This is a genomic window from Polyangium sp. y55x31 (assembly GCF_029946505.1).
Classification (GTDB): Bacteria; Myxococcota_A; Polyangia; order Polyangiales; family Polyangiaceae; genus Polyangium.
On sequence record NZ_JARZHG010000015.1, the window covers coordinates 97,154 to 114,246 of the forward strand.

The 17,093-nt window shown below is 68.7% G+C and carries 18 protein-coding genes; 11 read left to right on the top strand and 7 right to left on the bottom strand.

The genetic code is table 11. The features are described from left to right. Positions 1-19: 19 nt before the first annotated feature. Positions 20-844 carry an OmpA family protein gene (locus QHF84_RS25235; RefSeq protein WP_281315962.1) on the bottom strand — a complete coding sequence of 275 codons (825 nt, stop codon included), beginning with the start codon at positions 842-844 and terminating at the stop codon, positions 20-22. Positions 845-1,232: 388 nt separating this feature from the next. On the opposite strand from QHF84_RS25235, the gene QHF84_RS25240 reads away from it, so the two are divergent. Continuing rightward, positions 1,233-1,571 carry a hypothetical protein gene (locus QHF84_RS25240; RefSeq protein WP_281315963.1) on the top strand — a complete coding sequence of 113 codons (339 nt, stop codon included), beginning with the start codon at positions 1,233-1,235 and terminating at the stop codon, positions 1,569-1,571. 220 nt (positions 1,572-1,791) lie between these two features. Further along, positions 1,792-3,048, top strand: a complete 1,257-nt coding sequence (locus tag QHF84_RS25245) for an MFS transporter (RefSeq protein ID WP_281315964.1) — start codon at positions 1,792-1,794, stop codon at positions 3,046-3,048. Here the strand turns inward: QHF84_RS25245 and QHF84_RS25250 are convergent. Beyond that, a complete protein-coding gene (locus QHF84_RS25250) occupies positions 3,045-4,649 on the bottom strand; it encodes a hypothetical protein (RefSeq protein WP_281315965.1) in 1,605 nt (534 codons plus the stop codon). The two genes, QHF84_RS25245 and QHF84_RS25250, sit on opposite strands and share 4 nt — an antisense overlap. A 15-nt stretch (positions 4,650-4,664) precedes the next feature. Further along, a complete protein-coding gene (locus QHF84_RS25255; RefSeq protein WP_281315966.1) occupies positions 4,665-5,312 on the bottom strand; it encodes an AgmX/PglI C-terminal domain-containing protein in 648 nt (215 codons plus the stop codon). Positions 5,313-5,390: 78 nt separating this feature from the next. Between QHF84_RS25255 and QHF84_RS25260 the strand changes: the two genes are divergently transcribed. Continuing rightward, positions 5,391-5,852: a hypothetical protein gene (locus QHF84_RS25260; RefSeq protein ID WP_281315967.1), complete on the top strand. Its 462-nt coding sequence runs from the start codon at positions 5,391-5,393 to the stop codon at positions 5,850-5,852. After that, positions 5,849-6,328, top strand: coding sequence for a hypothetical protein (locus QHF84_RS25265; RefSeq protein WP_281315968.1), 480 nt, complete (start codon positions 5,849-5,851; stop codon positions 6,326-6,328). The genes QHF84_RS25260 and QHF84_RS25265 overlap by 4 nt, the downstream gene beginning before the upstream one ends. A 78-nt stretch (positions 6,329-6,406) precedes the next feature. Here QHF84_RS25265 and QHF84_RS25270 read toward each other — a convergent pair whose 3' ends face one another. Next, on the bottom strand, positions 6,407-7,153 hold the full coding sequence (locus tag QHF84_RS25270; RefSeq protein ID WP_281315969.1) for an HNH endonuclease: 747 nt from the start codon (positions 7,151-7,153) through the stop codon (positions 6,407-6,409). Positions 7,154-7,264: 111 nt separating this feature from the next. On the opposite strand from QHF84_RS25270, the gene QHF84_RS25275 reads away from it, so the two are divergent. Genes QHF84_RS25275 through coaD form a run of 4 tightly spaced genes read left to right on the top strand, consistent with a single transcriptional unit; the run spans position 7,265 to position 10,967 of the window. Beyond that, positions 7,265-8,131 (top strand): SDR family oxidoreductase, encoded by an 867-nt coding sequence (locus tag QHF84_RS25275; protein ID WP_281315970.1) that lies wholly within the window; start codon positions 7,265-7,267, stop codon positions 8,129-8,131. Beyond that, on the top strand, positions 8,131-8,973 hold the full coding sequence (locus QHF84_RS25280; RefSeq protein WP_281315971.1) for a 3'-5' exonuclease: 843 nt from the start codon (positions 8,131-8,133) through the stop codon (positions 8,971-8,973). The genes QHF84_RS25275 and QHF84_RS25280 overlap by 1 nt, the downstream gene beginning before the upstream one ends. 26 nt (positions 8,974-8,999) lie before the next feature. Continuing rightward, positions 9,000-10,478 (top strand): hypothetical protein, encoded by a 1,479-nt coding sequence (locus QHF84_RS25285; RefSeq protein ID WP_281315972.1) that lies wholly within the window; start codon positions 9,000-9,002, stop codon positions 10,476-10,478. 3 nt (positions 10,479-10,481) lie between these two features. Further along, positions 10,482-10,967, top strand: a complete 486-nt coding sequence (gene coaD / locus QHF84_RS25290; protein WP_281315973.1) for a pantetheine-phosphate adenylyltransferase — start codon at positions 10,482-10,484, stop codon at positions 10,965-10,967. Here coaD and QHF84_RS25295 read toward each other — a convergent pair. Then, positions 10,964-11,317, bottom strand: coding sequence for a hypothetical protein (locus QHF84_RS25295; protein WP_281315974.1), 354 nt, complete (start codon positions 11,315-11,317; stop codon positions 10,964-10,966). The genes coaD and QHF84_RS25295 overlap by 4 nt on opposite strands. 99 nt (positions 11,318-11,416) lie before the next feature. Here QHF84_RS25295 and QHF84_RS25300 point away from each other — a divergent pair, with 99 nt between their 5' ends. After that, complete coding sequence (locus tag QHF84_RS25300) at positions 11,417-12,019, top strand: tetratricopeptide repeat protein (RefSeq protein WP_281315975.1); 603 nt, start codon at positions 11,417-11,419, stop codon at positions 12,017-12,019. Here QHF84_RS25300 and QHF84_RS25305 read toward each other — a convergent pair whose 3' ends face one another. Next, positions 12,020-14,839, bottom strand: a complete 2,820-nt coding sequence (locus tag QHF84_RS25305; RefSeq protein WP_281315976.1) for a glycosyltransferase family 39 protein — start codon at positions 14,837-14,839, stop codon at positions 12,020-12,022. 119 nt (positions 14,840-14,958) lie between these two features. Here QHF84_RS25305 and QHF84_RS25310 point away from each other — a divergent pair, with 119 nt between their 5' ends. Beyond that, complete coding sequence (locus tag QHF84_RS25310; RefSeq protein WP_281315977.1) at positions 14,959-15,612, top strand: hypothetical protein; 654 nt, start codon at positions 14,959-14,961, stop codon at positions 15,610-15,612. 12 nt (positions 15,613-15,624) lie between these two features. Here QHF84_RS25310 and QHF84_RS25315 read toward each other — a convergent pair whose 3' ends face one another. After that, positions 15,625-16,344, bottom strand: a complete 720-nt coding sequence (locus QHF84_RS25315) for a Coq4 family protein (RefSeq protein ID WP_281315978.1) — start codon at positions 16,342-16,344, stop codon at positions 15,625-15,627. A 110-nt stretch (positions 16,345-16,454) separates the two neighbouring features. Between QHF84_RS25315 and QHF84_RS25320 the strand changes: the two genes are divergently transcribed. Beyond that, positions 16,455-17,090, top strand: a complete 636-nt coding sequence (locus QHF84_RS25320) for a TetR/AcrR family transcriptional regulator (RefSeq protein WP_281315979.1) — start codon at positions 16,455-16,457, stop codon at positions 17,088-17,090. The last annotated feature ends 3 nt before the right edge of the window (positions 17,091-17,093 follow it).

Below are 17,093 nucleotides of genomic sequence, written 5' to 3' on the forward strand. Positions count from 1 at the left end.
GGATCGGACGGACGCTCGATCAGTTCGCGAGCGTCTTGAGGTCGAGCATCTCCTCGACGTTCGGCAGCACCACGAGCTCGCAGCGGCGGTTCGCGAGCTTGTTCTCGGGCGTGTCGTTCGGCTTCACCGGGTCGGTGTCGCCGTAGCCCGCGGCGCTCCAGCGAGCGGGGCTCAGGCCGCCGCCGCCCTTCTCGGTCGTCTCGATGAGGAACGAGAGCACCTCACGCGCGCGCATCACGCTGAGGCCCCAGTTGTCCTTGAAGCGACCGCCCGTGAGCTTGTCGCTGTCGGTGTGACCGGCGACCTGGAACGAGCGCTGCGACAGGGCCGAGTCGGTGCGCACGACCTCGGCGACCTTGAGCAGGATGTCCTGCCCGTCCTTCTTCAGCGTCTCCTTGCCGGGGTCGAAGAGCACGTCGCCCGGGAGCTGGATGACCATGCGGTTGTTGCGCACGGTCACGTTGAGCCCGAGCTTCGTGAGGGCTTGGAGCTTCTCGCGCAGCGTCTCGAAGCGCTTCTTGATCGCCTCGAGCTGCTCGGCGCGGCGGCGGTACTCCTCGAGGGCTTTCGACTGCTCCTCGAGGCTCGCGTTGAGCTTCGAGATATCGACGCCGGCGTTCTTGAGCTGCTGCTTGAGCTGCTCGATCTGCGCCTTCGCGTCGTCGAGCTCGCTGCGGGCCTTCTTGTTTTGCCTCTCCTGATCGGAGAGCTGGCCCTTCAGGGCCTCGATTTCACGGACTTTGGCTTGCATCTCCTCCTCGGAGTAGCCGCACCCCGCTGCGCCCGTGAAGGCGAAGAGCGCGGATCCGAGCAGGAGCCACGAGGTCGTGCGACGCATCGACATCCTGTCCTCCTGGACGCTTGACGGACGTCCGGACGGTAGCCGAGGTCCGATGTGCCGCACAAGGGGAGACATGTCTCGCGGGCCACGCAGCACAAATTGGTCGTAATGTCAATAGGCGACGTTGGACGACCAAAGGGGAGGTTGTAGGCGCTTGGGATCGCGAGGAACACTACACCCGATCTGTTCCTGCGTTCCGCCCTCTGCAATGCTTGCAGAGCGATCTCCCTTCAACCGAAGGGGTACATCAGAGCAGGCCTTGCAAGAATTTCCTTGACCGTCACCATGCGTGGCAATATACGTCGTGCAACATCTGTTGTCTCGGGGCTCGCGACTCAGGCGAAAGCACAGGCGAGAGCGAGAGCGAGGCGGCCAATCAGGAGGGTCTCAGATGGCTGCGAAGAAGACTGCGAAGAAGCCCGCGAAGAAGGCGACGAAGAAGGCGACGAAGCCGGCCGCCACGAAGGCCACGAAGGCCGCCAAGAAGCCCGCGAAGAAGGCTGCCGCGAAGAAGACGGCCGCCAAGCGCGCCCCCGCGAAGAAGACGGCCGCCAAGCGCGCCCCCGCGAAGAAGCGCGCCGCCGCCACGACGAAGCGCACGGCGAAGAAGGCCACGAAGCGCGCGCCGGCCAAGAAGTCGGCCGCTCCACGGGGCCGCGCCGCCGCCAAGGCCCCCGCCCCGAAGTCCGCGCCCGCTCCGGCTCCGGCCGCCTCGCACGAAGAGGAATAGGTCCGGTCGCCAGCTCGCAACGCTCTTCGCAGCCCTCCCGGAGGCGGACTTCGTATCCGCCTCGCGGGAGTCGGGGCCTCGACAAAGATCGAGGGTGATGTGCCCCGAAGAAGCTCGACCCGTCGCGGTAGGGACATCGAAGAGCCTCGACCGAATGGACGTCGGAACGCACCGGACGTCCATTCGTGTTTTTGTGCGCCTCTTTCCGTAGTCTCGTCCCGTGATCAAGAGCCCGCGCGCGATCCTCGCGCTGCTCACGGCCCTGAACCTCCTGAACTACGTCGACCGCTTCGTCGTCACGGCCGTAGGACCGCGCATCCAAGAACACCTCGGGCTCTCCGACAAGGAGCTCGGCTTCGTCACGAGCGCCTTCATGCTCGGCTACTTCGTCACGAGCCCCGTCTTCGGCTGGCTCGGTGACAGGTTCCCGCGCAAAGCCCTCATCGCCGCCGGCGTGCTCGTCTGGTCCGCCGCGACCGCCGCCTCGGGCCTCGCAAGCGCGCTCGCGTCGCTGCTCGCCGCGCGTGTCGTCGTCGGCGTGGGCGAGGCGAGCTACGCGACCCTGAGCCCCACGCTCATCGACGACGTCGCGCCCGCCGAGAAGAAGAACCGCTGGCTCGGCATCTTCTACGTCGCGATCCCCGCGGGCTCCGCGCTCGGCTTCATCCTCGGCGGCTTGCTCGAGCATCGCTACGGATGGCGCAACGCCTTCTACATCGCAGGCGGGCCCGGCGTGCTGCTCGCGCTCGTCGCGCTGCTGCTCCACGAGCCTCCACGCAAGCTCGCGCAGACGAAGGACGATCGCGGCGTCGTCGCGAGCTTCCTCGAAGACACGCGCGCGCTCGCGCGGAACCGCTCGTACGTGCTCACGGTCGCGGGCTACATCGCGCAGACGTTCGCGCTCGGTGGCTTCGTGCAGTGGGCCGTGCCGTTCCTCTATCGAAGGCTCTGCCTCGATCTGCACGTCGCCGACGGCGCGTTCGGCAAGCTCACGGTGCTGACGGGCCTCGTCGGCACCGCGATCGGAAGCATCGTCGCGGAGCGCGTGCCCGGTGAAGATCGCGTGCGCGCGGCGCTCTGGGTCTGCGCGATCTCGTCGGCCGTGGCCACGCCGCTCGCCGTCCTCGCGCTCTTCGCGCCCTCGTCGACGAGCTTCCTCGCGCTGCTCGGCGCGTGCGAGCTCGCGGTGTTCGCCAGCATGGCTCCGACAAACCTCGCCATCTTGAAGTCCGTGCCCGAGGATCGGCGCGCGAGCGCGATGGCGCTGTCGATCTTCCTGATCCACCTGCTCGGCGATCTGATCTCGCCGCCGATCGTCGGCGCGGTGAGCGACGCGTTCGGTGATTCGAAGGCGCAGTGCACGTCGGGCGCGGGCCTGTTCTGGGGCATGCTCACGCTGCCCGTCGCGCTCGCGCTCTCGGCCGTGTTCTGGTTTGCCGGCGCGCGCGGGAAAAACCCGGCAGCGTCGTCAAGCTAGTCGCCGAGGTAGAGCCGGAGCGAGCGCGCCGCCGCGGGACGATCGAACGGCACGCCCGCGAGCTCGCGTTGCGACATGCGCTCGAAGAGCTGGATCGAAAAATCGTAGAAGGCCTCGCACTCGCGCGCGGCGGCGTCGAGGCGCGTGGGGTCGAGCAGATCGGTGTCGCGCAGCGCCGCGAGCGAGGCGACGAGATCCTTCGCGCGTGGATAATCGCCGAGCACGACGAGCGGATAGCCCATCGCGCGGAAGTAGCCGAGGAAGTCGCGCACGAAGCCGAAGCTCTCGGGCACGGCCCACCTGTCGCTCGTGGGATCGGCGTGCCGGAGCTTGCTCGTGAACGCGCGCGTGATCTGCGCGAACATCCACACGTTCTGCCGCACGCGCGCGATCGTCCCGCGCCGCACGCCGACGTCCTCGAAGACGCGCCCCTCCTCGAGCGTCGCCCCGAGCGCGCGCCCGAGGAAGAGCACGCAGAGCTCGATCGCCGGCCGCAGGAGCGCCGTCGCGCCCTGGATCCGCGCGCGCAGGTCCTGCTCCGTGAGCTTCGCGTCCGCGGGAGGTAGTTCGTGCTCAAAGATTCGTCGCAGCTCGATGCGCAGGCTCGCCGACACCGTGAGCAGCGCATCCTTGATCGCCGAGAGCCTCTGCCCCTCGGCCACGAGCGTGCCGTGCCGCGCCGCGATGTCCGCCGCGCCCACGCGCCCGAGCTCCCGGTTGAAGCCCTCCGCGAGCAGCTCGCCCGCTCGCCTGCGCAGGTAGTTCGAGAGCGCGCGCCCGTCGCTGCGCAGCACCGCGAGCACGAGGTACGCGCGCCCCGCCACGCGACGATCGGTGACGTCGAGCGCGATCGCGTCGAGCAGCCGCAGGTACCTGAGCATGCGGTAGAGCGACAGGAACGTGAGCGCCACGAGCCGATGCGGATGCTCGCCCGTCACGTTCTGCATGAGCTCGAGCACCGCCGACGAGGCGATGCGATCGAACTCGGGCCGGAACTCGAGCGCCGAGAGCGGGTTGAAGAACGCGCTCTGCGTGATCTCGCGCATCGTGATCGAGAGGTGCGCGTAGAAGACGCGATAGCTCACGCGCGGCAGGCGCAACATCGCCGTGCCCGTCTCGATCAGGTTCGTGAACGCCTGCCGCAAGAGGAAGAGCGCCGCCTCGGGCGACTCCTGCGCCATCGTCGCGTAGACGAGCCGCGTGCGCGAGTTGTCCTCGGGCAGCACGGTCTCGAGGTAGCGCTGGAACACGAACGCGCGATCACGCTCGCCGAGCATCATGCGCGCGAGTTGCACGACGCGCGCCATGCCCTCCTTCGCGTGTGCGAGCTGCTCGCGGAAGTCGTGGCTGACGATGGTTTGTCTGCGACCCGAGCCCGGGTGGTTGCGCGGGTTCGCGAAGCACGCGAGGCCCTTCAGGAGGATCTCGAGCTCGAAGAGGATCTCGTCCTTCTGCTTCTCGGCGAGCTTCGAGAACCAGGCGTCGCGCGCCTCGCGTTGCTCGCGACGTAGGCCGCGCGAGTCGCGCAGAAGCTCGACGTACGCGTTGTGCGCGCCGCCGAGGCCCTGGCCGCGTGTGGGAGGGTTCGAATCGCTCGTCAAGGGCTCGTCCGGCGCCTAGCGGCGCGCCTTGAACTCGAAGGGGTACGAGAAAATGGTGTCCTTGCCGCTCGGCGACTTCGGGTACACGAGCCCGCTCGCCACCTCTTGCATGCAGCTCTCGATCTCGGGCGCCGTGATGTCGCTGGCCTCGCGCTTGATCTGCGACTGCTTCAGCCGGCCGTCCGGCGCGAGCTCGAAGACGAACGTCACCTTCCCCTTCTGCCCCGGGTTGTTCTTCGCCCAGAGATCGAAGCAGCAGCGGAACGCGTCGCGCTTCGCCTTGACGAGGTCGCTCATCGACTGGAAGCGATCACTCGCGCCCGCGTCGCCCGCGGTCTGCGCGTTGTTCATCACGACGCCGCTCGCCGGCGGTTCGTTCGTGATCTCGGCGAGCATGTCCTTGCAGTCGGACGCCTTCTCCGGCGCCTTGCGCGGCGCAGGCGGCGGCGTCGCGGCCGCGGTCGCGCCTTGATCGGCGGGCGCCGCGCCTTGCCCCGGCTTCGCCTCTTCCTTCGGCGCCGCCGTCTCGCTGCTCGCGGCCTTGTCCGGTGAAGCTTCGGGTGAGCTCGCCTCGGGAGGCGATCCGCTCGCGCACGCCGAGAACAGCGCCGCGAAAGTGAGGCTCAACGTCGCGAAGAAGGAGGCTGTCGCGCAGGCTCGCATGGCGGCCATCCTACCCGATCCTGCCTCCTTCCCGTGCGTCACCTCGCCCCGACGCGCGCGCCGAGGCATCCTTCCGTCATGCGTAGGCTCCCCGCCAGGCTCGCGCTGCTCGTGATCCCCCTCGCATTTGCCCTCCCGGCCGCGTGCGACGACCCCTACGAGGTTCGTCCTTGCGGTCAGATCCCCGAAAAAGGCTGCCCCGTCGGCCGCGGCGGGACGTGCGACGACCCGACATGCGCGGCCCTTTACGATTGCCTGGACGGCGCCTGGCGTCTCGCCGAGCACTGCCCCGGCGGCGGCGAGGACCCGGACGCCGGCACTTCGCCCGATGGTTGCGCCAAACCTGTGATTGACCACACGGGCGAGACCACGGGCTGCAAGCCGGATCTGCAGAACCCGGACTGCCCTGCGGTCGCGGCCGAGCAGTGCTTCGAAACCGTTTGCCTGACCGATTGCGTGGATTTTTTTATTTGCACCGGAGAAGGCTGGAACCTCGTGGCATACTGCAATGAAGAAGGGGCGATTGTACTGACCCAGTGAGGCGACGAGGTCTGCATCGAGGCCCGGGAGCCGCGGCGATCTTCGCGATGGCGATGATGCTCGTGGGCTGTCCGGACGAACGCGGCCCGGTCGAGGTCGTGGAACCCACGGCCGAGACCGCGGCGAAAGGCGCGCGCGCGCCGGTTTCGAGCATGGTCGTGGACGTCGTCTCGGTGCGCTCCGAGGCGGCGATCGACGCGGAAGCGGTGCGCGCCGTGCTGCGCGACGCGGAGAGCGCGTTTCTCTCGTGCCTCGACCCCGATGATTCGACGGGCGTGATCGCGTTGAAGCTCGGGATCGAAGAGGACGGCGCGACGCTCGACGTGGCCTCGCAACAAGCGACGACCTACGGCACGGACGACGCGCGCGCGTGCCTCGAACGAATCGTGGCGGCGCTCCGGTTCCCGACGACGCAGTCGCGCGAGCGCTTCGAGCTCGCGGTCACGCTCGAAGTGCGCAAGCGGCACGAGCTTTAAGAGGGTGTTTCACAGGCGTCGCGAGCGGCTCGAGGCCGACCGACGCATCGAGCTGCGTAGCAGCCTGTGGAACACCCTCTAAGCGGATTTCAGGAACGGCTCCCACTCCTTGAACGGCTCGGGCCTGCCGAGCAAAAGGAGCATGGAGGCCGACCAGCGCGGCGCCGTGGGCGGGCGGAGCAGGCGCATGCTGGCCTCCTCCGGCGTGCGCCGACCTTTGCGCAGATTGCACGGGCGGCACGCGGTGACGAGGTTCTCCCACGAGTCCACGCCGCCGCGGGATCGCGGCACGACGTGGTCGATGTTGAGGTCGCGCACGGGCGGCCGCTTCAAGCAGTACTGGCACTGGTGTGCGTCGCGCAGCATCACGTTGCGGCGCGAGAGGCGCACCGTCGGACGGCGGACGCGCTCGTAGCGGCGCAGGTGCAGGACGCGTGGGACGCGAAGCGAGCCGCCGACGATGGGCAGGCCGTCGTCGGTGTCGCGAACGGGCAAGCGGCGCCAGGAGGTGAAATCGTGCACCTCGCCGGCCTCGTCGATGGCGTGCGCGGCGCCGCCGAAGAGAAGCAGAAATGCGCGGCGCGCGGTCGTCACCTGGACAGGATGAAAATGCCGGTTCAACGCGAGAACCGGGAGCGTCAGCGGATCACGGCTCCGCCTCTCGGGATGGAGGAGCGTCGGGTTCGCCAGCGTGAGGTCGTCATCGATTTCGAACGAGCCGTCGAGCTCGTCGTGCCCGCCCACCACGTCGGCGTCACCAACATCCGAGGGGCTCGTCGAAAGGAGCGAGGCCCCCAATCGCTCGGAGAGCTCAGGCCTTGGCACAGCCTGAATGTAGCAACAAATGGCCCGGCCTGGCGGCCCCCCGCACGAAAAAAAAGAGCACCTCCGGCCGCGGGTCTTTGCCCCGCGCTCTCCATCGCTTACAGGCTCCGCATGTTCAAAGAGCGATGCTTGCAAGGGAGGACCGCGATCGTGACCGGCGGCGGCACGGGCCTCGGGCTCTCGATGGCGCTGCGACTCGCCGATCTCGGCGCGAACCTCGTGCTCACGAGCCGCGACCCCGGGCACATCGAGCCCGCGTGCGAAAAGGTGCGCGAGCGCGGCGCAAAAGCGCTCGCGGTGCGATGCGACGTCCGGCACTTCCCCGAGGTCGAGGCCATGGTCGCCGAGGCCGAGCGCACGTTCGGATCGATCGACATCCTGATCAACAACGCGGCCGGAAACTTCCTCTGTCCCACGGAAGATTTGAGCCCCAACGGCTTCAACGCCGTCGTCTCCATCGTGCTGAACGGCACCTTCCACGCGACGCTCGCGGCCGGTCGGCGGATGATCGCGGCGGGCAAGGGCGGCGTGATCCTGAACCTGCTCGCCACGTACGCGTGGACGGGCTCGGGCTTCGTGATCCCGAGCGCGTCGGCGAAGGCGGGCGTGATGGCGATGACGCGCTCGCTCGCCGTCGAGTGGGCGAAATACAAGATCCGCGTGAACGGCGTCGCGCCCGGTCCCTTCCCCACGGAGGGCGCGTGGAAGGCGCTCGTGCCGGAAGGCATGGAGAGCTTCGGCAAGAGCAAGATCCCGCTCGGTCGTTACGGCGAGCACGAGGAGCTCGCGAACCTCGCGGCATTCCTGGTGAGCGATTATTCGGCGTACATCACGGGCGACGTGATCACGATCGACGGCGGCGCATGGCTTACCGAAGGCGGCACGTTCAACCAGATCGCCATGATGGAGCCCGACACGATCAAGCCCGTCATCGCGATGATGCGCGGCGCTGGCGCAAAGCCCAAGTCGAGCGGCTGATGGCAACCGCGGAGGCAGCCGGGCCGCCATCGGGATCGCCGTGGGACGATCCCATCGACGAGGCGCCGCTCGTCTTCCTGGACCTGGAAATGACGGGCCTCAGGCCCACGTCCGACCGCGTGATCGAGCTCTGCGCCGAGCGCACGCGCGCAGGCCGCGTCGAGGCATCGCTCACGACGCTCGTGCGTCCCGACGACGGCACCTTCGGCAATGCCCACGTGCACGGCATCCAGCGCGAGGACCTCGCGCACGCGCCGACGTTCGCCGAGATCGCCGACGAGCTCCTCCGCGTGTGCGCCGGCGGCATCCTCGTCGCGCACGCGGCCTCGTGGGACGTGACGTTCCTCGAGGCGGAGCTCTCGCGGGCGAACCGGCCCGAACGGTTTCCGTTTTTCCTCGATACCCTCATCCTCTCGCGCCGCGCCTTCGCGTTGCCGACGCACGCGCTCGGAGCGCTCTGCGCCTCGCTCGGCGTCGCGCAGTCCCGCGCGCACCGGGCCGAGGACGACGTGCACGCGCTGCGCGAGGTCTGGAAGAAAATACGGGAGGTGCTCGCGCCCGCGACGCCTCGGGATCTCTGGCACGTTCGTATCGGACAACGCTACGCGCGCCCGGCCATCATCGCGGCGGCCGTCGCGGCGGCCGAGATCGGGCGACCCGTGCGTCTGCGCTACCGCCCCGCCCATCGCGGGCCCGAGGACCTCGAGTTCTGCGTGACCGGCGTGCGAACGGACCTCGACCCTCCGCGGGTTCTCGGCTATCTGCTTCCCTCGCGCAGCCGCAGGGAGTTACGAGCCGATCGGATCCTGCTGATCGAAGCTCCCGGCGAAGCGGGAAAGTAGAAAGCGAAACGTCCGTGGGAAGCAGTATGTCTCGACGAGATTCCGATCGGCCGCTGGGCCGCGTCTCCCTCCTCGGCGCGGCCGCGCTCGCGCTGCTCCTCTCCGGGTGTCCCACCGCGGGCACGCTGCAGAATGCGCGCCCCGCCACGGCCGACAAATGGTTCCAGCGCGCGATGCAGGACTTCAAGGTCGCCGACATCGAGGACGCGCACGACGCCGTGAAGCGGGCGCTCGCGATCGTCCCCGACGACCCCGAGGTCCGCAAGCTCGCGGCCCGCATCGCGCTCGCGCGGCTCGACTACGCCGAGACGCTCCGCCTCCTCAAGGGCATCAAGGGCTCGGAGGCCTCGGGCCTGCGCGGCCGCGCGCACTGGTACAAGGGCGACCTCGAAGCCGCCGCCGATCAGCTCGACGCGATGCTCAACGATCCGGACGTCGTCGACGACTGGGCCAAGGGGATCACGAAGCTCGCGCGTCGCGGCGCGGGCCGCACGCCGTTCGCGCTCTCGGGCGCCCTCGTCGCGGCCGTCGAGCTCCCGCACGTGAGCCCTCTCGCGCCGTTCTTCGTGGTGCCGGTCGAGATCGACGGCGAGAGCGCGCTCGCGATGATCTCCACGGGCAACGCCGAGGTCGTGCTCGACAGCGCGACGCGCCCCGAGCCGAGCTGGATCTCGCTGCGCTTCGGCAAGAAGCTCGAGGTGCACGACGTGCCTGCGCTGACGCAGGATCTCTCGGGCGTCTCGAAGCAGATGGGCGCGCCGATCAAGGCGCTGCTCGGCGTGAACCTGCTCCGGCACCTGCACGCGACGATCGACTACGACGGCCATCAGTTCGTGGCGCGTAGCTTCTCGCCGCCCCCACCGCCCGACGCGACGCGCGTCGATCTCTCGTACATCCGCGGCGGCGGCATGATCCTGCGCGGCAAGTTCGGCGGCGAGCGCGGCGAGCCCGTGAGCCTCTTGCTCGACACGTCGATGACCTTCCCGCTCGCGCTCGACGAGGGCGGCTGGAAGAAGGCGGGCTCCGTGGCGAAGGATCTCAAGATCGTGGCCGAGGATCCGGAGCAGAAGCTGCGCGAGGGCGTGGTCCCGATGGTGCGCCTCGGCGCCTTCGACGTGCCCAAGGTGCCCGGCGTGTTCGGCACGCCCGTCGAGCAGATCGAGCGTCAGATCTCGCTCGACATCGACGGCGTGCTCGGCACGGGCCTGCTCGCGCCGTTCCGCGTGACGTTCGGCGACGAGGGCCGCCTCATGTGGCTCGAGGACACGACGCTGCTCATCCAGCGCATGCTGGCCCAGAGCGGCAGCGGGCAGCCGATCCCCGAGGAGCTGCCGGGGATCCCCGCGACCTCGCCGTTCGGCTTCGGCGAGCAGGGTGGCCTGCTCGCGCCGCCGGGTGGTGGTCTCGCACCTGCGCCCGCGCCCGCGCCGGCAGGCAACACGCCGCCCGCAGGCAACGCGGCGCCGGGCGGATCGAAGCCCCCGAAGAAGGCCCCGGAGCGCTGAGCCATGCAGCATCCGATCGCCGTCTACGCAGGCAGCTTCGATCCGCCGACGCTCGGGCACCTCGACCTGATGGAGCGCGCGGCCAAGCTCTTCGAGCGCGTGATCATCGCGATCGGCCGTCACCCGACGCGCAACCCGCTCTTCAACTTCGACGAGCGCCTCGCGCTCCTCAAAGAGGTGACGAAGAACATCCCGAACCTCACGGTCGACTCGTTCGAGGGCCTGCTCTTCCAGTATTGCGAGCGGGTCGGCGCGCGCGTGATCGTGAGGGGCCTGCGGGCCGCGACGGACTTCGAGTACGAGCTGCAGATCGCGCACGCGAACGCGGACATGGCGCCGCACATCGACACGGTCTTCCTGCCGACGCGCACGAATTACGGATTCGTCTCGGCCTCGCTCGTGCGTGAGATCGCGAGCCACGGCGGCGACGTGAGCCATTACGCGCCGCCGGCCGTGAGCGAGGCGCTCCGGAAGAAATTCGGCCGCTAGCGATACGGCCTCGACCGCTCCATCGCGAGCAGCGTCCGCACCACGTACGGCACCGACGCGACCCCGGCGAGCTCGGCGAGCGCATAGGCGATGTGCTCGCGGCTCGCGTGCGGCGGGATGCCCACGCTCGCGATGCGGTAGCCCTCGCGGGACAGGTCCTCGACGGTCTCGATCTGCACGGCGTTCACGGTCTTGTAGACGGCGATGCGCAGCCGCTTCGGCCGGAGCAGGTCGAGGGCGCGCATGGCGAAGTCGATGCGATCGAACTCTTCGGGGTCGTGGTACTCGACCAGGCGCCGCGGATCGGTCTGCTCGAAGCGGGCATCCTGGAGCGTGGCGCGCGAGCGCATGGCGCAAGCGTAGCCCCATCCCGTGGGCCTGGACAGCCCCGGGCATGTTGCCCACGGAAGGCCGTTGCTCCGGCCACGCATCGCGCCGACACTCCCGCCGTGCGCCTCGGCTCGTCCTTTCTCTTCGTGCTCGCCTGCGTCGGTTGTGCAGCTCAGCCCGAGCGCTCGGCGACGCCCGTCGTCGACGTCGCCGCGCCCGTCGCGGCTTCGGCGCGCGCGGACGGCGCGTCGGAGGACACGGCGTGGCGCGACGCCGACCACGATCGGATCCCCGACGACCGGGACCTCTGTCCGAGCGAACCCGAGGATCAGGACGGCTTCACGGACGACGACGGCTGCCCCGACCTCGACAACGACGGAGACGGGGTCGCGGACGCGAACGACCATTGCCCGGACGAAGCGGAGAACCGGGATGGGTTCGAGGACGAGGACGGCTGTCCGGAGACCTCGAAAACCCTCGCGAAGCGGGCCTTCAAGGAGGCGCTCGCCGCCTCCGATCGGGGGGACTTCGCCGAGGCGCGGCGCCTCTTCGAGGAGGCGTACCGCATTTTGCCGGGCGATGTGGTCTTCTTCCACCTCGCGGCGACCGCGCTCGCCCAGAGAGACCACGACGCGGCTTGCCGGTATTACAAGCAATGGCGCGCGTCGCCCACGGCGCAGACGAAGCCCCGGGGGATCAGCGCGCTCGACGCCTGCCCCTGATCACTCGAACGTCGCGCGCACCAGCCCGAACTTGTTGTTGAGCTCCGGCGTCGTGAGTTTGTCGAAGATGCGCGGGCCTCCGAGCTCGTTCGCGAGCGAGCCCATGCGGCCGTGCTCGGTCATGAAGTAGAACGTCTTCACGCCCTTCTTCTTTTGCTCGAGCACGTAATCCTGAAACTTCTTGCCGCTCGAGACGAAGGCCGGGATCGAGTTGCCCGTGTAGAAGTTCTCGCCCTTCCAGTTCATCTGGAAGGCCATGATGGGGCCGGGGATCTCCTGTTTGGCGCGGTAATACGCGAGCACGGTCTCGCGTTGCCCCCAGTGCGGCGAGGTCTTCACGAAATACACGTCGATGCCCCAAGCGGCGAAGAGCACGGACACGGCGCAGAGGCCCGTGACGACGTGGCGGCGGGCGCGGGCCCAGACGAGGGCGAGCGTGAAGATGGAGGCGGCGCAGGTGAAGACGATGAGCGCGGTCCGGAAATCGAGCGTCGAGGGGAACGGCCGCTTGTAGTTGTACGTGAAGAGGTGGAGCAGGCGCACCGGCCCGAGCATGCCCTCGCGCGCGCCCACGAGATCGCGGCCCACGAAAAAGACGAGCAGGCCGCCCGCGATGCCGGAGGCGCCCCAGAGGACGCGCTCGTATTGCTCGGCGAAGGTATCCGTGATCTTTCGCGCACCCGAGCGTTGCACCATTTCATCGAGCAGAATGCCCGTGAGCATCGCGGCCGGCGGGAGGGCCGGCATGATGTAATGGTGGAACTTCGTGAGCATGAGCGTGAAGAGCGCGAATGCGAAGAGGAACCACATCGCGAGGAAGATCGAGGCGTCGCTCTTGCGATCGCCCTCCTCGCGGCGCCGGAGCCACGCGACGAGCGCCGCGGGCACGAGGCCGGTCCAGGGGAACATGGCGTAGCCGAGCTGCCAGACGTAGAAGCGGAAGCCCACGTCGTCGCCCTCGTTCGTGTCGTGCACGTGCGTGAAGGCGCGCTTGAACATGTCGTGGAAGAGCAGCCGATCGGTGAACGGCTGCCCGTGCCGCGCATACATCGCGACGAACCACGGCAGGGCCACGGAGAGCAGAATCAAGAGGCCGGCGACGATTTCGAGGCGCAGGAGGTCACGATAACGGCGCGAAACGACGATGTACGCGAGGGCGCAGAGCACGGGCAAACCAAAGCCCGCGGGGCCCTTGGCCATCGTGGAGAGGGCGGCGAAGAACCAGGCCGCCAGGAAATAAAGCCGCTGCGCGCGCCGCTCGCCCCAGCACATGTAAAGCAAAAGGCCGAGCGCCTGGATCCAGAGGATCGCCTGGAGCGCGGGCTGGAGGCCCTTCAGCACCGGGAAGGCGTCGCCGCAGGGCTGGTTGCCCGGCAGGCCACAATTCATGGGCGAGCCGGAGCGGAAGGCGTCCGCGTGGAAACGAAGGGAGAACGGTTTCGGGATGATCTCGACGTTGCGCGAGAGCAGGTAGAGGATCTGCGGCAGCGCGCAGGCGATGATCACGCCGAGGACGAGGTGATACGCCGAGAGGCGGTATTTCGCGCCAAAGGCGGAGACCTCGTAGACGCGCACCTCGCGTTCGGCGTCCTCGTGAATGCCGAGCAGGAAGAGGGCCATCGCCGCGGACATCGTGGCGACGAAGGGCATGTCGGTCACGGTCTGGTGCGAGACCAAAAACCATTGCGGCATCGTGGTGAGCACGAGGCCGCCGAGGAAGCCGGCGCGCCGACCGAAGACACGCGCGACGGCCTTGTAAAGGAGGTACGTCGCGACGAGCGTGAGCAGGAAGATCGGCAAACGTACAGCCCACTCGGGCCAGGGCTCGCGGCCCTCGGCGACGGCGGAGAGCATGGCGCCGGGCTGATAACGGACGCCGAAGCTCGCCATCGCGATCGCCTGCATCCAGAAATCGAGGATGGGCTTCGACCAGAACCAGCCGTCCTGCGCCCACCAGAGCGAGATCCAATCGTTCCGCGCGAGGATCTCCCGCGCGACCTCGCCATAATGGGTCTCCCACGGATCGCTGAGCGAATGGCTGCCGAGCGCCGGCAAATAAAGGAGCGTCACGAGGGTGACGAGCCAGAATCCGTGACGACGAAGGAGCGGGATGGGTTTGCCGCCGGGACTTCTCTCCCACGCGCCGAGTTTGTCGCCGATGCGGTAGACGCCGACGACGGCGCCGAGGAAACAGACAGGAACGGCGAGGCCGGCGCCGATCGGACCGATGTAACCAGCGACGGCGAGGGAGACCGCGCCGAAAAGGCCGAGGACGGAGCCGCCGAAGAGGCCGAGGGGCTCGGTGAGGTCGGCGAGCGCGAGCCGCTTGGCGACGCGGTCCTCCGGGTCGTCGAAGGTGCCGCAGAGATCGAGGAGGCCGAAGGTGGCGACGAGGATGGCGAGGATGCCGATCGGAACGGAGGCGCGGTACTGCGGGCGCAGCGCCATGAGGAAGAAGGCGACGAGCGCGCCGGTGGCGAGCGTGGAGGCGCCGCGGACGAGCTGGAGAGGGTTGCCAGGGCGGAGGAGAGGTTCGGGGGCGGGAGGAGGTTCGGGTTCGTCGTCGGCTTCGTCCGAGTCCGCGTCCGCTTCCGAGTCCGCGCCCGCTTCCGCGTCCGCGTCCGCTCCGGCTTCCGAGTCCGCGTCCGAACCCGCTTCCGCTTCGGCTTCCGAACCCGCCTCCGCCTCCGTGGACTCTTCCTCTTCGGGTACGTCTGGCTCACCCGCGGCGGCCTTTTGGGCCTCCTCCGTCGTTTCCGCCTCGCGGGGTTGGTCCGTTTCGGGATCGGCGGCGCTCGGGTTTTCCTTGGTTTCGCTCATGGCTCGGCGAGCTCGGAGAAGGGGCCAAGGCGTAGCAACTCTGGGCGCTGGGGCAAAGGGGGAGGTTTCTCCGAACGCGCGCGCCCCCTGGCACACCCGCTGCCCGCTCGCCTCTCACCATGCCCGCGCCCCCCTCCCCTGCGAAGCTCCTGCTCATGCTCGCCGCGTGCATCGCCCTCGCCGCGTGCGAACCCTCTCCCCCGCCGTCCGAACTTTACACGGTCGATTCCGACGCGGAGGTCCCGCCTCCGATCCCGCCCGCCGGGCTTCAAACCACGTTCACGATCGACGCGACCACGCCGCTTCTCCTCGATCTGCGCGGCAGCACGACCGGCGATCCTTACGCATTGACGTGCGCGCAAAACGAGCTCGTCGTCGGGCTTCGGGGGCGGATCGATACGACCGTCGGCGCGCTCGGGCTGGTTTGTGCGCGAATGCTGGAGAACGGCACGTTCGCGAATCGGGACGAGAGGCCGATGATCGGGGCGACGACGGGGGAGGAGTTTTCCTCGGAATGCCCGCAAAGCGAGGCCGTGATCGCCGTGCGCGGCCGCGCCGCGACGACGCTCGATCGGATCGGCGTGCGCTGCGCGCGCGTGCGGCCCTGGGTGCAAATGGGATCGCCGGGAAGCATCGAGCCTTCCTTCGGCGGCACCGGCGGCGTGCCGTTCACGGATACCTGCCCGCCCGGGTATTTCCTGCAAGGATTGCTCGGACATGCGGCGGGGACGATCAACGGCTCGCAAAGCTTGTGCGTGCCGATCGTCACCTGAATCCGGCGCGCCTCACGCGGCGGCGGCGGCGACCTTGAGCTCGACGCTATGGACCCGCGTGTAAACCGGCGGCGCTTCGAGCGAGAGGCGGCGACGCACCTCGTCGATCGGGAGCGCGAGCATCGACGCCCAGTCCTGGCCGGGGAGCCACGCCGCCTTTTTGCCGCGGCGGAAACCATCGAGGATCACGTGGCGCGCCTCGGGACGGCCGATCGTCTTCACCAGGCCGATCGCGACGATGAGCGCAATCGCGGGGTTGTACGTCTGTGCGAGGGTGAAGGCGAGCAAAGCCGTCTCGCCAAGGACGTCGCCCTGGTAGCCGACCGCGGCGTGCCACAGGTCGTGCGTGTCGCGCATGCGCGTGTGCACCCATTCGACCGGCTCGGGGAGCGGCGTTCGGCCCGTCGTGCCGCGCTCGGCGGCCGCGCGGATGCCCTCGGCCGAGATGTTTTCACGCTCGACGAAGGCCAGATAGGCGCGACCGAGCGTGCCTTCGGGTAAACGCGCGAGCGCCTCGCGGTCGGCCAGAACGTCGACGATGTCGGAGCGCTCGGCGAGCAGCTTTCGCCCGGTGTCGCTCTTTGCCATGCGGTCGGCGATGCGCTGCAGCGTGCCGCCCGAGAGCGCCTCGATGATGGTGAAGACCTGCGGCAGGTCGTCGGGATCGGCGGCGAGGGTGCGGGCGGCGCGGAGCGCGCGACCGAGCTCGATGCGGCTGTGCGACTTGGCCATGAGGAAGACCTCCAAATCAAGGGTGTTCCGGAGGATGGGCCCTATGAACAATATTGTCAATAACAACCGACAAGATTGTCGACGACGCCGGAGCATGCGACGTTGGGGGCGTGTCCACCTCGCGTCGCAAACCGAAGCCCCGCGTTCGTCGGGACGCCGAAAGCGCGCGCGCGCTCATCCTCGAGGCGGCGGCGAAGCGCCTCGTGTCGAGCGGCCCCTCGGGCATCCGTCTGCAGGAGGTCGCCGCCGACGCCGGCATGTCGCACCCGACGGTGCTCCACCATTTCGGCAGCCGCGAGGCGCTCGTGAAGGCGGTGTGCAGCCGCGCGCTCGAATCGATTCACAGGCAACTGATCGAGGCGATCGAGGCTTCGAGCGGCGACGAGGCGCACCTCGCGGCGATGCTCGAAGCCGTGTTCGACGCGTTGACAAAGAGCGGCCACGGGCGCGTGCTCATGTGGCTCGCGCTCGAGGGCCAGCCGTCCGAGCCCGTCGACGTGCGGCTCGCGGACGTCGTCGACGCGACGCACGCCATGCGCAAGGTGAAGCGACGCGAGAAGGGCCTCGACCCGAAGACACACGAGGACACCGCGCACGTCGTGGTGCTCGTGGCGCTCGCGCTGCTCGGCTCATCGGTCATCGGACCGACGATGCTCGCGAACGCGGGGCTCGAAGGCGACGACGCGGGCCCGCGCTTCCGTGCATGGCTGACGCGTTTGCTCCTGCGACACCTCGACGGCGAGTAAAAG

Excerpts from the sequence above, each read along its gene's own strand:
- QHF84_RS25235 (WP_281315962.1), bottom strand. The coding sequence starts at position 844 with ATGTCGATGCGTCGCACGACCTCGTGGCTCCTGCTCGGATCCGCGCTC.
- QHF84_RS25240 (WP_281315963.1), top strand. The coding sequence starts at position 1,233 with ATGGCTGCGAAGAAGACTGCGAAGAAGCCCGCGAAGAAGGCGACGAAG.
- QHF84_RS25310 (WP_281315977.1), top strand. The coding sequence starts at position 14,959 with ATGCCCGCGCCCCCCTCCCCTGCGAAGCTCCTGCTCATGCTCGCCGCG.
- QHF84_RS25280 (WP_281315971.1), top strand. The coding sequence starts at position 8,131 with ATGGCAACCGCGGAGGCAGCCGGGCCGCCATCGGGATCGCCGTGGGAC.
- QHF84_RS25275 (WP_281315970.1), top strand. The coding sequence starts at position 7,265 with ATGTTCAAAGAGCGATGCTTGCAAGGGAGGACCGCGATCGTGACCGGC.
- QHF84_RS25315 (WP_281315978.1), bottom strand. The coding sequence starts at position 16,344 with ATGGCCAAGTCGCACAGCCGCATCGAGCTCGGTCGCGCGCTCCGCGCC.
- QHF84_RS25285 (WP_281315972.1), top strand. The coding sequence starts at position 9,000 with ATGTCTCGACGAGATTCCGATCGGCCGCTGGGCCGCGTCTCCCTCCTC.
- QHF84_RS25260 (WP_281315967.1), top strand. The coding sequence starts at position 5,391 with ATGCGTAGGCTCCCCGCCAGGCTCGCGCTGCTCGTGATCCCCCTCGCA.
- QHF84_RS25255 (WP_281315966.1), bottom strand. The coding sequence starts at position 5,312 with ATGCGAGCCTGCGCGACAGCCTCCTTCTTCGCGACGTTGAGCCTCACT.
- QHF84_RS25305 (WP_281315976.1), bottom strand. The coding sequence starts at position 14,839 with ATGAGCGAAACCAAGGAAAACCCGAGCGCCGCCGATCCCGAAACGGAC.
- QHF84_RS25295 (WP_281315974.1), bottom strand. The coding sequence starts at position 11,317 with ATGCGCTCGCGCGCCACGCTCCAGGATGCCCGCTTCGAGCAGACCGAT.
- coaD (WP_281315973.1), top strand. The coding sequence starts at position 10,482 with ATGCAGCATCCGATCGCCGTCTACGCAGGCAGCTTCGATCCGCCGACG.